Genomic DNA, 12,106 nt, shown 5'->3' with positions numbered 1-12,106 from the left:
TGCGGAAATGCCAATTCATTGGGAAGGTAAGTCCTCGACGCCGCGCACTGGGTGGGGGCTGTAAAAACGCGGCGCCGAGGGAAGCTATATGCAGCTACAGGAGCAGTTTTCGCGACTCATTTCGGCGGTTTTTCGCTGCGAGTGAGGCGAATTTGTGGCCATTTCCATGGTCTGGTGTCTCACGACCGATGAAACACCAATTCTAGTTGGTTTTCGCCGTCTTTCTTGGAGTAACGCAGGTCATCCACCATGCTGTGGATCAAAAACCAGCCGAATCCCCCTTCCGGTAAGCTGTGAAGTGGTCCGGAGCTATCCGGCAGATGAGCGGAGTCCAGACAGGCCTCTGGCACGACTGCGCCGCTGTCGCGAATATCAACACTTATGTCCTGATCGGAAATGCGTGCGGACAGGCTCACGGTGTCGATACCGGCTTCCGCATGGCCATGTTCGGTGATGTTGTTCAATACCTCAGCCAGTGCAATTTCGACCCGCCCAAGGGTTTCCTCTTCGATTCCGCCATCAGCCAGGCCCGTCCGCAGGTTTTGCAAACTTTCTGAAACGGCGCTTTTCTGTGCCTTGACTGTGAGGGCAATGATCCGAACTGGTTTTTCGCGGGGCCGCACGACACGTCTGGGTGGCATAAAACACTCCGAGAATGAACAGGGTATGTTGAGAATGGAAAACGATTAACCGGCTTTGCCAAGCACAGCCTGATGAACGGTCATGTAAATAGAAAAAATCGAGTCCATCCTGGTGAGACGAAACACTTTCGCGACATCCGGGCTCAAGCTGGCCAAATCAAGCTGCCGTCCGTCCCCCATTTGTTTCATGGACGCCACGATGGCACCAAGACCACTTGAATCGACAAACTTTACGCGCGACAGGTCCAAAACAATTCGGGTCGCATCTGTGGCTGTCGCGGCGCGCATAGCATCTTTGAACTGTATTGCCGATGCAGCATCAATACGAGAGGCGGCGACACTGACAATCTGTGTTCCGTTTTCAAAAACAGTGTTGAGCTCCATATGGCGTCTCCGATCGAAATGATTCATCGCGAAGGCTAGACCTCAATCGTTACCATTCGGTATGCAGAGGTAAATTTGTGGGAGCGCGCAAAATGACGGATGTGGTGATTGCCGGAGCGGCCAGAACGCCAATGGGCGGGTTTCAGGGTGATTTTGACGGTGTGGACGCCTCGGTTCTTGGTGGTGCGGCGATAGAGGCGGCACTCTCAGGTGCTGGCGCACAAAGCGTTGACGAAGTTCTGATGGGGTGTGTGCTCCCCGCCGGTCAGGGACAGGCCCCGGCTAGGCAGGCTGCGTTTCATGGCGGGCTTGGGGAAGAGGTGCCTGCCACGACCCTCAACAAGATGTGTGGCTCAGGCATGAAGGCGGCCATGATCGCCTATGATCAGATCAAACTTGGCCACACTGATGCAATGATCGCAGGCGGCATGGAGAGCATGTCTAATGCCCCGTATTTGTTGCCAAAAATGCGAGGCGGTGCGCGCATCGGGCATGGGCAGGTCATCGATCACATGTTCCTTGATGGCCTGGAAGATGCCTATGATAAGGGCCGGTTGATGGGCACATTTGCCGAGGATTGTGCGGAGAAGTTTCAGTTCACGCGCGAGGCGCAGGACGCTTATGCAATCGGCTCGCTAGAGGGGGCTTTGGCGGCACAGAAATCCGGCGCCTTCGCGCGCGAAATCGCACCGGTGACTCTGAGCACGCGCAAGGGCGACGTCACCGTCGATCAGGACGAACAACCCGGCAAAGCCCGACCCGAGAAAATACCTCATCTCAAACCGGCCTTTCGCAAAGAGGGCACAGTGACTCCGGCCAATTCCAGTTCAATCAGTGATGGCGCTGCCGCTCTTGTCCTGGCGTCAGAGGATGCAGCCAAAGCCCAGGGTTTGAACATACGTGCACGCATCGTGGGCCATGCCAGCCATGCGCAAGCACCGGGGTGGTTCACAACGGCCCCGGTTCCCGCAGCGCAAAAGCTTTTGGCGGCCATCGGATGGGACAAGGACGACGTGGACCTTTGGGAGGTCAACGAGGCCTTTGCAGTTGTGCCAATGGCGTTCATGCATGAAATGGGCCTGCCGCGCGAGAAGGTGAATGTGCATGGCGGAGCTTGTGCGCTGGGCCATCCGATTGGTGCCTCTGGCGCGCGGATTATGGTGACATTGCTGAACGCTTTGGAAACCCATGAGCTCAAGCGTGGTGTTGCTGCCATTTGCATTGGCGGCGGTGAAGGTACGGCGATTGCGATTGAACGGATTTAGAGGCAAGTCTTTTTTGAAAAGACTTGCCAAAAGCTTTCTGAAAGCTTTTGGGCTTGGGGGATAACAATGCGCATAGACTATGAAGAAGTTTCCAAAATCATCGCTGCCTTGACCGAGGGTGAGATGGACGAAGTGGCACTCATGGCCACGGTCGTTTGCGAATTGCATCACTCCGACGACCGCTTTGACTGGACAGGGTTCTACCGCGTGGTCGCGCCGGAACTGTTGAAGATCGGGCCTTATCAGGGTGGCCATGGTTGTCTTGTCATTCCATTTGACCGTGGTGTCTGCGGCGCGGCGGCGCGGACAGGTAAGGTGCAGATCGTGGATGACGTCGATGCGTTCCCAGGGCACATCGCCTGCGCCAGTTCTACGCGCTCTGAGATTGTTCTGCCGGTTACAACGGGCCAGGGAAAGTTGCTGGGTGTTCTGGACATCGACAGCGATCAGCCAGAGGCGTTCACCTCCGAAGATGCCAGTGGGTTGGCGTCCATCCTGCAATCGGTATTCGGACGACTGCCGTAAAGTTGCGCAGTACGTGTGGTGATGAAATTTCGTTTGATTTTTTCACGAGAATCACGCACCGTGAAAAAATAGGGAGAATTTTCACCGTCAGGCGGAAACATGGAGCAAAGCCAGATTGCCGCGATGCGCAGCCTTGGGGCCGATTTGCGCGCTTTGCGCAAGGCACGGGGTCTGACGCTGACCGAACTGGCCGAGGGGCTGGGCCGGTCTGTGGGTTGGCTAAGCCAGGTGGAACGCGATCTCTCTGAACCATCCATTTCCGATCTGCGCGGCATGGCCGAGCGGCTGGATGTTCCGATGTCGTTTCTCTTTGCGCATTCCAGTGCCCCGGTCGAGGAACAGGGAACGATTGTTCGCGCCGGAACACGCAGACCGATGGGCTCAGGCGAAGAAGGATTGATCGAGGAACTTCTGTCGCCTGATCTGACGGACGAGTTCGAGATGATCCACTCGACCTTTCAGCCGCACTCACGCATGCAGACCCCGGCCAACCGGCCGACCCAAGAGGTCGGATATATCGTGTCAGGACATCTGGACCTGACGATCTCAGGACGGGACTTCACCGTTGGACCCGGTGACAGTTTCCGCGTGCGACAGGAGCTTTACCATTGGTCCAACCCCTATGATGACCCTTGCGTTGCGATCTGGGTGATCGCGCCACCGGTCTATTGAGGGGGTTGGATGAGTTTTGAAGCCTGGACCATTTTCGCCCTCTTCTGGATTGTTTTCGTCACGACGCCGGGGCCGAATGCAGTCAACTGTATCACCAATGGCATGACACTGGGCTTTCGGCGCAGCCTTTGGGCCGTTGCGGCCATTCTGACGCAAGCGAGCCTGTTCCTGATCCTGTCTGCCGCGGGCGTCACCGCGCTCATTGCGGCGTCACCAGATGCGTTTCAGGTGGCAAAGTTTGTTGGCGCTGGCTTTCTAATCTACTTGGGTGTCCGCGGGTGGATCATGGCACGCCGCCCGATTGTAGCCGCTGAGCCTGATGGGCGCAGTATTTACTGGCGCGCCTTTGCCATTGCTACGATCAATCCCAAGAGTGTCGCCGGCTACCTGGCTGCGTTCAGTCAGTTCGTTCAACCCGACGTCCCGATCTGGGGGCAAATGTGGGTGATCTTCCCCACAGCGCTGGCCCTCACCGCACTGAGCTACATGAGCTATACTGCGCTGGGCGCAGGGCTTGGACGTGCTGCCCTCGGGGCTGTTTTCAACGTCTGGCTGCGGCGCATATTGGCAAGCTGCTTCATTGTATATGGCGTACTTCTGGGAAGTGCGGCGACACCAGGGAGGGCGTGATATGACACAACGTGGTTCTTGTTTATGCGGTGCGGTCAGTTTTGAGCTGAGTGGGAAGCTTCGGTCCGTCACGGCCTGTCATTGCGGCCAATGTCGCAAACAGTCGGGGCATTATTGGGCCGCGACATCGGTGGCAGATATCGGCCTTTGTCTCACAAAGGATGAAGGATTGACCTGGTTTGACGCCAGCCCGACGGCCCGCCGTGGATTTTGCAAACTGTGTGGTTCGACGCTCTTCTGGAAACCTGCTGGCGAAGACAGAACAGTGATATCGGCAGGCAGTCTTGGTCCGGGGTCTGGTCTGGAGATCACCAAACATGTGCATGTGGCAGACAAGGGCGACTATTACGATCTGTCAGATGGCCTGCCTCAATTTGAAGCCTTGAGTGGAGAAGAAAGTGTTTAAAGGAAGCTGTCTTTGCGGCGACGTGACGTTTGAGGTGAATGCCCCGGCAGAAGGTGCGTCTGTGTGTCACTGCGGGCAATGCCGAAAGCAATCGGGTCATGTTTGGTCTTCGGCCCACGCTGCCGAAACGGCGATTCACATTGCAGGCCCCGTGCATTGGTACGAAGCAAGCCCGGCTGCAAAACGTGGCTTTTGCGCCCGCTGCGGGTCGTTCCTCTTCTGGAAGGCACATGACGAAAACACGATGAGTTTTGCTCTTGGAGCGCTCGACGGGAAAACTGGCTTGAAGCTGGAGAAACACATCTTCACGGCGGATAAGGGCGACTACTACGAGATCGATGACGAGGTGCCGCAGTCATGATCCGAGGCTCCTGTCTTTGTGGTGCGAATGTTCTGGAGCTTGATGCGCCTGCAGGCCCGGTCACGGCCTGCCATTGCACGCAATGCAGAAAGTATTCCGGGCACCACGCGGCCAGCCTGGACGTGGATCGTGACGCGGTGCGCTGGGTGAAACAGGGACACATCAAAGAGTTTCAACACCCCAGCGGCGCACGTCGCATGTTTTGCGCGTGTTGCGGCACGAAACTTTGGTTTGAAGGGGCAGATGGCTGGTTCAGTCTGGAAGCCGGAGTGCTGGATGCGCCAACGGGCGGACAGATGGCGGGGCACATCTTTGTCGCTAACAAAGGGGACTACTACACCATATCAGACAGCTTACCACAGGAGGCGTATCTGTAATGTGGGAGGTTCTGACCGGATTTGACCCAAGCGTCCTCGTTGCGTTTATTGCGGCAGGTCTGCTTCTCAACATCACGCCGGGCGCGGATTTCGTGTTCGTATCGGCCAGCGGTATCTCTGGCGGCCCAAAGATTGGCATGGCTGCTGCGATAGGCGTCAACCTCGGCATAGCGGTGCATGTGGCGATGGCCGCAGCGGGTGTTTCTGCGTTGATCCTTGCGTTTCCGTGGACGTATGACGCAATCCGATATGCTGGTGCGGCCTATCTTTTGTGGCTGGCTGTACAAGCCTGGCGCGCCAGCGGCGAGTTGGACGAAGGGCGCGCAGCGCGGAGCGTTTGGCGCGCGGTACGTCGGGGGTTCGTGACCAACGTCCTGAATCCCAAAACAGCGTTCTTTATCTTTGCCTTTATTCCGCAGTTCACCGACCCGGCAATTGGGCCAATCTGGATGCAGATTCTGATCCTGGGAGTGATTTTCATGGTGTTTGGCGCTGCCTTCTCGCTCTGCCTCGGCGCGGCAGCGGGGATGTTTGCACATGCTCTGAAGGCGAAAACAAGAATTCTCAACCGGGTCTCTGCCGTCATGTTTGGCGGCCTCGCGGCCCGGTTGGTGTGGGACTGAATGTATGAACTTTGTGGGCGCCTGAGGCGGGCCGCGAGATTAGGGAGACGACAAAATGGCTGACTTACCGACAACCGCACGGGTTGTGATCATTGGCGGAGGCGTGGTGGGCACGTCAACGCTTTACCATCTGGCGAAGGCGGGATGGAAAGACTGTATCCTTCTCGAAAAGAACGAACTGACCGCGGGGTCCACATGGCATGCCGCAGGCAACGTGCCCAACTTTGCCGGCAGCTGGGCTGTTATGAACATGCAGCGTTATGGTGCCGCAATGTACCGCACTTTGGGTGAGGACGTGGATTACCCCATGAACTACCACGTCACCGGGGCAATCCGCTTGGCGCATACCAAAGAGCGGATGCAGGAATTTGAACGTGTGGCAGGCATGGGCCGGTATCAGGGTTTGCAGATGGATATCTGCACACCACAGGAGCTTCAGCAATATAACCCGTTCATGGAAACCCATGACCTTGAAGGCGGCCTTTGGGATCCGCTGGACGGTGACATTGACCCCGCTCAGTTGACTCAGGCGCTGGCCAAGGGTGCGCGCGATGCCGGCGGTCGGATTGAACGCTTCTGCCCGGTTGTTGGCATCGACAAAGACGGCGACGAGTGGATCGTTAAAACCGAGAAGGGCGAGATTCGCTGTGAATATGTGGCGAACTGCGCAGGGTATTACGCACAGCGCGTGGGCGAGATGTTCAAGCCCTTCGGCGGACGCACCGTGCCGATGGTGGTCATGTCGCACCAGTATTTCCTGACCGAGCCGATTGCCGAGCTGGAAGCCTGGACCAAGGAGCATGGCAAAAAGGTTGCGATGATCCGCGACGTGGACACGTCCTACTACCTGCGGCAGGAAAAGACCGGTCTGAACCTTGGGCCCTATGAGCGCAACTGTAAGGCGCATTGGGTCACACCCGACGATCCGATGCCGGAAGATTTCTCATTCCAACTCTACCCTGACGATCTGGATCGGTTGGAGTGGTATATTGAAGACGCCATGGGCCGGATGCCGCTTTTGGCCGAAGCAGGTGTGGGCCGGAATATCAATGGACCTATTCCTTACGCGCCAGATGGCCTGCCAATGATTGGTCCAATGCCAGGTGTCAAAAACGCCTTTGAAGGTCATTCTTTCACCTTTGGCATCGCGCAAGGCGGCGGTGCAGGCAAGGTCCTTAGCGAATGGATCATGCATGGCGAGACCGAAGATGACATGTGGGCGGTCGATCCGCGTCGCTATACCGATTATTGCGACCACGACTATTGTCTGCAAAAAGCGCTGGAAACCTACGGCCACGAATACGCGATGCATTTCCCCTGGCACGAATGGCCAGCTGGACGTGACAAGAAGCTTGGGCCGAATGACGCCAAAATCCGTGAGCTGGGTGGCGTCATGGGGGCCTATAACGGGTGGGAGCGGGCCAACTGGTACGCCAAACCGGGTGATGACACATCCGAGGAAAGCACGCAGACCTGGGGCCGTGAAGGCCCGTGGGAGCCGCGCGTTCGCGAAGAGTGCGAAGCCGTGCGCGATGCGTGCGGTGTTCTGGATTTGCCGGGCTTCTCGCGGTTCCGCGTTCAGGGTGCCGGGGCCGATGAATGGCTGCGTGGCTTTGTCACTGGCGGTCTGCCCAAGATCGGTCGCATCAACCTTGTCTACCGCGCCGACAGTCGCGGCCGGATCCTGACCGAGTTTTCCTGTATCCGTTTGGAAGAGGATGACTTTGTCCTGATCACAGCAGCTCCGGCACAATGGCATGATGGGGACCTCATCCGTCAGAACGTCCCGGATTGCATCACCGTGACAGAGACGACGACCGAGCGTTCCGCGCTGCTGGTCGCAGGTCCAAAGAGCCGCGACATGCTCGCGCCTCTGACCGATGCCGATCTCTCGACCGGGTGGCTCACACATCAGCACGCCACAGTCGCGGGCAAACCAGCCTTCCTCATCCGCGTCAGCTTTACTGGCGAGCTAGGCTGGGAAGTGCACGCCGCCAACGAGGATATGCCAGCGATCTTCGAGGCCATCCTTGAAGCGGGTGTCAAACCCTTTGGCATGTATGCGTTGAACTCCTTGCGCATTGAAAAAGGCTATCGCGCGTGGAAAGGCGATCTCAGCACCGATTACACCCTGCTCGAAGGCGGGTTGGAACGGTTCGTCAAGTTTGACAAGCCACAGGACTTCAACGGCAAGGCGGCCCTCTTGGCTGAAAAGCAGCGCGGGCGGAAGAAAGCCTTTGTGCCGCTCATCGTGGATGCCGGGTTTGCCGATGCGCCCTACATGTCAACGGTTTGGCTCAATGGCGATGTGGTCGGTGAGACCACCTCTGGCGCTTGGGGCTACCGGGTGAATGCCAGCGTTGCGCTGGCTACGATCCGCGCCGATCTGGCCGATGCCGGAACCGAGCTTGAGGTCGAGATCTTCGGCGAACGCCGCAAGGCCGTGGTGCAGGCGGACCAGCCGCTCTGGGATCCTGAAAACGAGCGCATTCGGGCTTAAGTGAAGCGCAGCCCCGGACTTTGATCCGGGGCCTCTTCCACTGAGGGTAGAGGTCCCGGGTCAAGCCCGGGACGTGACACCGAAAAGGAGAGAGCATGAGTATAGAGACCTATCTGCTGTATCTTGGGGTTTTGGCGGCGTTTTTTGCGACGCCGCCAGACACAAGCCAGCTGTTGATCATCTCCAACAGCCTGCGCCACGGGATGCGCAAATCCCTGGCAACCGTGGCCGGGGACCTGACCGCCAACAGCATACAAATGACGCTGGCCGCGTTTGGCCTCACGGCAATCGTCGCGGCAAACGCCAACGCACTTTGGGTGATCAAGTGGGCTGGTGTCGCCTATCTGCTGTGGATCGGCCTGCGTCTCATGCTGTCCAAAGGCGGCGTGGACACACCGCAGGCCGCTGCACCGGGGCGGCTCTTCCGGCAAGGGTTTGTCACGTCGTCGGCCAATCCTTACGCGGTGGTGTTTTTTGGTGCGCTCTTCCCGCAATTCATTGACCCTAGCCTGCCGATCCTTCCTCAGCTCTTGGTCCTTGGGGTCACCTATTTGGTGGTCGACGGCGTGGTGCTGCTGTTGTGGGGTTGGGCCGCGCAACGCACGTTGGGTCGGCTTAAGGCACTGACGGGTGTGTGGATCAACCGCATCTCAGGCGCATTGATGATCGGGGCCGCACTGCTCCTGGGTCTGAAAGACATCGAAAGGGCGGATCAAAAATGACTTTGCCCAGCGTCATGTCTGGTGTGTTTCTAACCCGTCACGGCGGGCCAGAGGCGCTGGAATGGCGCGAGGACATCCCGGTGCCGCAGCCCGGGCCCGGAGAGGTTCTGGTGCGTGTTTTGGCTGCGGGGGTGAACAACACGGACATCAATACGCGCGAAGGATGGTATTCGGCGGACGTGACCGGAGCCACAGGTGACCTGCAGGGCAATGTCGAGTCGGGTGGCTGGTCCGGCGCGTTGAACTTTCCGCTGATCCAGGGGGTGATCTTTGTGGCGAGGTGGTTGCCTTGGGCGAAGGCGTATCACGCCTCAGTCTGGGCCAGCGCGTCATTTGCCCTATCAACCAGCCGCGCCCCACCGCGGAGAATCCTGTGGGTTTTGTGGCCATTGGATCTGAGTACAACGGCGCGTTCGCGGAGTATTGCGTGGTTCCCGAAGCGGACCTCTATGACGTCACAGATGCGCCGCTTAGTGACATCGAACTGGCTGCAATCCCGTGTGCCTTTGGCACAGCGGCTGGCTTGCTGGATCGGGCTGGCGTTAATGCGGGGCAGAAGATTTTGATCACCGGCGCGTCAGGCGGGGTGGGGTTGGCCGCGGTGCAATTGGCAACCGTTTTGGGCGCCCATGTGACAGGCATCTGCTCTCCGGCCAAGGCCGATGTGGTGCGTGAAGCCGGTGCCAAAGGGGTTTTGGCTCGTGATGACGTACCCCCTTTTGAGGTCTTTGATGCGGTTATTGATCTGGTCGCGGGACCAGCCTGGGCCACGCTCATAGATGCGCTGAAGCCGGGTGGCCACTACGCCGTAGCAGGCGCCATCGCCGGACCGATGATCAAAGCGGATTTGCGGCGCATCTACCTGCGCGACATCACCATTCATGGCTGCACCTACCAATCGCCACAGGTTTTCGCCGCATTGGTGGAAAAGCTACAGGATGGTCAGGTCAAGCCGCTGATTTCAAAAACATACCCACTTAAAGATATTCGAAAAGCACAAGAAGATTTCATGTCAAAACGCTATCCCGGCAAGCTGGTACTCATACCGGGCAAAGCTGGCGATGGAGCATGAAAAGGAGGGACACGCATGGCTGATATCACATTACTCGACGGATCCATTGGTCAGGAGCTGGTCAAGCGCTCTGGCGACCGGGCGACACCGCTCTGGTCCACACAGGTGATGATTGATCATCCCAAATTGGTCGGCGAAGTGCATCTGGACTATTTTGAGGCTGGGGCGACGGTTGCCACGACAAACACCTATGCCGTGCTTCGCGACCGGCTGAAACGTGTGAAGCTTGAGGACAAAACAGAGTTCCTAACAGACACAGCGGTGCGTGCCGCCCGCAAAGCACGGGCCGCGTCTGGCGGCAAGGGCCGTGTAGCGGGGTCTCTCGGACCTCTGATTGCATCCTACCGTCCCGACATCTTCCCACCCTTCGAAGACGCGATCGCGACCTACTCCGAACCTGTGGCGCATATGAAAGACCACGTGGACCTCTTTCTCATCGAAACAGCGTCGTCTGTGGACCATGCCAGGGCGGCGCTGGCCGCCTCTTCAGGGCAGGGGGTACCTGTCTGGCTTGCGGTGTCCGTTGATGACTTTGATGGCACGCGCTTAAGGTCCGGTGAACACGTCTCGGAATTGGCAGACGTCATCGCTCAATACGCGCCTGACGCTGTTTTGGTGAACTGCTCAAGACCAGAGGCGATTGGACCGGCCTTGGATCTCATCAAAGCGTTTGATGTCCCGTTTGGGGCCTATGCCAATGGCTTCACTATGATCAGCAGCGGGTTTTTGGAGGAGTTTCCCACTGTGGATGCTTTGGAGCAGCGAGCCGATCTTGGACCCGAGGTATACGCAGAATTTGCTATGAGCTGGGTCGCACAAGGAGCCAGCATCGTCGGCGGATGTTGCGAAGTCGGGCCTGCTCATATCGCAGAACTGGCGCGGCAACTATCGTCCGCAGGTCACAGGATCGTCTAGACATGAACGCACGCGCGCAATCCCGACACGGTCGCCAAGGGCACGAGGCAGATCAAACAGCACGGCAATTCGACATCGTGTTATCTGACGGATTTGTCCTGACGGAATATGCCGCGCTCACAGATGCTTTGCGCATCGCCAATCGAGTCAGTGCTCAAACGCAGTTTTCCTGGACCTGCCGATCCGCCAAGGGAGGGACAGTGACAAGCCTGAGTGGCGCAAGCGTTGAGACACAACCTTTTGCGCAGAAGTCGGATGCCGACTACCTTTTTGTGCTGGGCAACGGTGATCAGGACAGCCCAAACCTGTCGCTTGGTCATGTGATCGACCGTTACACCAACCGCAACATTCAGGTGTTTCTGCTCTCAGAAGCGGCCAGCCGGTACATCAAAGAGCGCGGGCCCAAATCAGCGCACCTGACCACGCATTGGGAAAACTCAGCGGTCTTGAAAGAACGCACCGGGCTTTTTGACGCCGACAACGCGCTGGCCAGCGAAGATGGTCAGGTGGTGACATGCGCAGGTATGGGCGCGACCCTGGATGTGGTTTTGTCCGTCATCGGACGGCATGTCTCATCGGCTGTTCTCATGACCGTGGCCAATGTGTTCCTGCACGAACGCATCCGCGATTTCGGCACACGGCAGCCTTTTGGTGGCACGGCTGGCACCGCTACGGGAGACAAGGTGCTCGACCGGGCAATTGAGATCATGCAGGACAATATCGAAGAACCGCTATCCGTTGCCGAGATCACCAAGCGCTTGGGTCTGTCCAGCAGGTCGCTTGAAAGGCGGTTTCAATCACGTCTTGGGACGACACCTAACACCTATTACCGTGAGATGCGGCTTGCGCGAGCCAATAACCTTCTCTTGAACACCGCGATGTCAGTCCGTGAGATCGGTTTGGCCTGTGGGTTTTCTGGCGGCTTTTCCGTACTTTACAAAAGCTTTTTTGGTGTGACGCCGCTTCAGATGCGGCGCAGCCGACAGCCTCTACAATCGCGCCAAAAAGATTGA

The 12,106-nt window shown here is 57.8% G+C and carries 15 protein-coding genes and 1 pseudogene; 14 read left to right on the top strand and 2 right to left on the bottom strand.

Annotated features, from left to right (window positions below; all coding sequences use genetic code 11):
- Positions 1-179 precede the first annotated feature (179 nt).
- Together RZS32_RS05230 and RZS32_RS05225 are read right to left on the bottom strand one after the other, a co-directional pair.
- A complete protein-coding gene (locus RZS32_RS05230) occupies positions 180-641 on the bottom strand; it encodes an ATP-binding protein (protein WP_317055972.1) in 462 nt (153 codons plus the stop codon).
- A gap of 45 nt (positions 642-686) precedes the next feature.
- The gene (locus RZS32_RS05225) at positions 687-1,025 is read right to left on the bottom strand and encodes an STAS domain-containing protein (protein ID WP_317055971.1); all 339 of its coding nucleotides are present in this window, start codon (positions 1,023-1,025) and stop codon (positions 687-689) included.
- 92 nt (positions 1,026-1,117) lie between these two features.
- Here RZS32_RS05225 and RZS32_RS05220 point away from each other — a divergent pair, with 92 nt between their 5' ends.
- From RZS32_RS05220 to RZS32_RS05155, 14 genes and pseudogenes are all read left to right on the top strand, one after another.
- Complete coding sequence (locus tag RZS32_RS05220) at positions 1,118-2,290, top strand: acetyl-CoA C-acyltransferase (RefSeq protein WP_317055970.1); 1,173 nt, start codon at positions 1,118-1,120, stop codon at positions 2,288-2,290.
- Between the two features lie 66 nt (positions 2,291-2,356).
- Positions 2,357-2,815, top strand: coding sequence for a GAF domain-containing protein (locus tag RZS32_RS05215; RefSeq protein ID WP_317055969.1), 459 nt, complete (start codon positions 2,357-2,359; stop codon positions 2,813-2,815).
- 99 nt (positions 2,816-2,914) lie between these two features.
- Positions 2,915-3,487 carry a helix-turn-helix domain-containing protein gene (locus tag RZS32_RS05210; RefSeq protein WP_317055968.1) on the top strand — a complete coding sequence of 191 codons (573 nt, stop codon included), beginning with the start codon at positions 2,915-2,917 and terminating at the stop codon, positions 3,485-3,487.
- A 9-nt stretch (positions 3,488-3,496) separates the two neighbouring features.
- On the top strand, positions 3,497-4,117 hold the full coding sequence (locus tag RZS32_RS05205) for a LysE family translocator (RefSeq protein WP_317055967.1): 621 nt from the start codon (positions 3,497-3,499) through the stop codon (positions 4,115-4,117).
- Between the two features lies 1 nt (position 4,118).
- Positions 4,119-4,523, top strand: coding sequence for a GFA family protein (locus RZS32_RS05200; RefSeq protein WP_317055966.1), 405 nt, complete (start codon positions 4,119-4,121; stop codon positions 4,521-4,523).
- The gene (locus RZS32_RS05195) at positions 4,516-4,884 is read left to right on the top strand and encodes a GFA family protein (protein WP_317055965.1); all 369 of its coding nucleotides are present in this window, start codon (positions 4,516-4,518) and stop codon (positions 4,882-4,884) included. Before RZS32_RS05200 ends, RZS32_RS05195 begins: the two co-directional genes overlap by 8 nt.
- The gene (locus RZS32_RS05190; RefSeq protein WP_317055964.1) at positions 4,881-5,261 is read left to right on the top strand and encodes a GFA family protein; all 381 of its coding nucleotides are present in this window, start codon (positions 4,881-4,883) and stop codon (positions 5,259-5,261) included. Before RZS32_RS05195 ends, RZS32_RS05190 begins: the two co-directional genes overlap by 4 nt.
- The gene (locus RZS32_RS05185) at positions 5,261-5,884 is read left to right on the top strand and encodes a LysE family translocator (RefSeq protein ID WP_317055963.1); all 624 of its coding nucleotides are present in this window, start codon (positions 5,261-5,263) and stop codon (positions 5,882-5,884) included. The genes RZS32_RS05190 and RZS32_RS05185 overlap by 1 nt, the downstream gene beginning before the upstream one ends.
- A gap of 55 nt (positions 5,885-5,939) precedes the next feature.
- The gene (locus tag RZS32_RS05180; RefSeq protein WP_317055962.1) at positions 5,940-8,384 is read left to right on the top strand and encodes a GcvT family protein; all 2,445 of its coding nucleotides are present in this window, start codon (positions 5,940-5,942) and stop codon (positions 8,382-8,384) included.
- A gap of 95 nt (positions 8,385-8,479) precedes the next feature.
- Positions 8,480-9,106, top strand: coding sequence for a LysE family translocator (locus tag RZS32_RS05175; RefSeq protein ID WP_317055961.1), 627 nt, complete (start codon positions 8,480-8,482; stop codon positions 9,104-9,106).
- 280 nt (positions 9,107-9,386) lie between these two features.
- A pseudogene (locus RZS32_RS05170) lies at positions 9,387-9,506 on the top strand (alcohol dehydrogenase); the annotation flags it as partial.
- A 123-nt stretch (positions 9,507-9,629) separates the two neighbouring features.
- On the top strand, positions 9,630-10,178 hold the full coding sequence (locus RZS32_RS05165) for a zinc-binding dehydrogenase (protein ID WP_339106903.1): 549 nt from the start codon (positions 9,630-9,632) through the stop codon (positions 10,176-10,178).
- Positions 10,179-10,193: 15 nt separating this feature from the next.
- Complete coding sequence (locus tag RZS32_RS05160; RefSeq protein ID WP_317055959.1) at positions 10,194-11,093, top strand: homocysteine S-methyltransferase family protein; 900 nt, start codon at positions 10,194-10,196, stop codon at positions 11,091-11,093.
- 2 nt (positions 11,094-11,095) lie between these two features.
- Complete coding sequence (locus tag RZS32_RS05155) at positions 11,096-12,106, top strand: GlxA family transcriptional regulator (RefSeq protein WP_317055958.1); 1,011 nt, start codon at positions 11,096-11,098, stop codon at positions 12,104-12,106.

This window comes from Roseovarius sp. W115 (assembly GCF_032842945.2).
GTDB classification, from domain to species: Bacteria; Pseudomonadota; Alphaproteobacteria; order Rhodobacterales; family Rhodobacteraceae; genus Roseovarius; species Roseovarius rhodophyticola.
The sequence above is the reverse complement of the archived record's forward strand: the minus strand, read 5'-3'. Positions and strand labels throughout refer to the sequence as shown.

Coding starts and splice junctions, on each gene's coding strand:
- RZS32_RS05210 (WP_317055968.1), top strand. CDS start 2,915: ATGGAGCAAAGCCAGATTGCCGCGATGCGCAGCCTTGGGGCCGATTTG.
- RZS32_RS05160 (WP_317055959.1), top strand. CDS start 10,194: ATGGCTGATATCACATTACTCGACGGATCCATTGGTCAGGAGCTGGTC.
- RZS32_RS05215 (WP_317055969.1), top strand. CDS start 2,357: ATGCGCATAGACTATGAAGAAGTTTCCAAAATCATCGCTGCCTTGACC.
- RZS32_RS05180 (WP_317055962.1), top strand. CDS start 5,940: ATGGCTGACTTACCGACAACCGCACGGGTTGTGATCATTGGCGGAGGC.
- RZS32_RS05200 (WP_317055966.1), top strand. CDS start 4,119: ATGACACAACGTGGTTCTTGTTTATGCGGTGCGGTCAGTTTTGAGCTG.
- RZS32_RS05185 (WP_317055963.1), top strand. CDS start 5,261: ATGTGGGAGGTTCTGACCGGATTTGACCCAAGCGTCCTCGTTGCGTTT.
- RZS32_RS05225 (WP_317055971.1), bottom strand. CDS start 1,025: ATGGAGCTCAACACTGTTTTTGAAAACGGAACACAGATTGTCAGTGTC.
- RZS32_RS05205 (WP_317055967.1), top strand. CDS start 3,497: ATGAGTTTTGAAGCCTGGACCATTTTCGCCCTCTTCTGGATTGTTTTC.
- RZS32_RS05230 (WP_317055972.1), bottom strand. CDS start 641: ATGCCACCCAGACGTGTCGTGCGGCCCCGCGAAAAACCAGTTCGGATC.
- RZS32_RS05175 (WP_317055961.1), top strand. CDS start 8,480: ATGAGTATAGAGACCTATCTGCTGTATCTTGGGGTTTTGGCGGCGTTT.
- RZS32_RS05155 (WP_317055958.1), top strand. CDS start 11,096: ATGAACGCACGCGCGCAATCCCGACACGGTCGCCAAGGGCACGAGGCA.
- RZS32_RS05220 (WP_317055970.1), top strand. CDS start 1,118: ATGACGGATGTGGTGATTGCCGGAGCGGCCAGAACGCCAATGGGCGGG.
- RZS32_RS05190 (WP_317055964.1), top strand. CDS start 4,881: ATGATCCGAGGCTCCTGTCTTTGTGGTGCGAATGTTCTGGAGCTTGAT.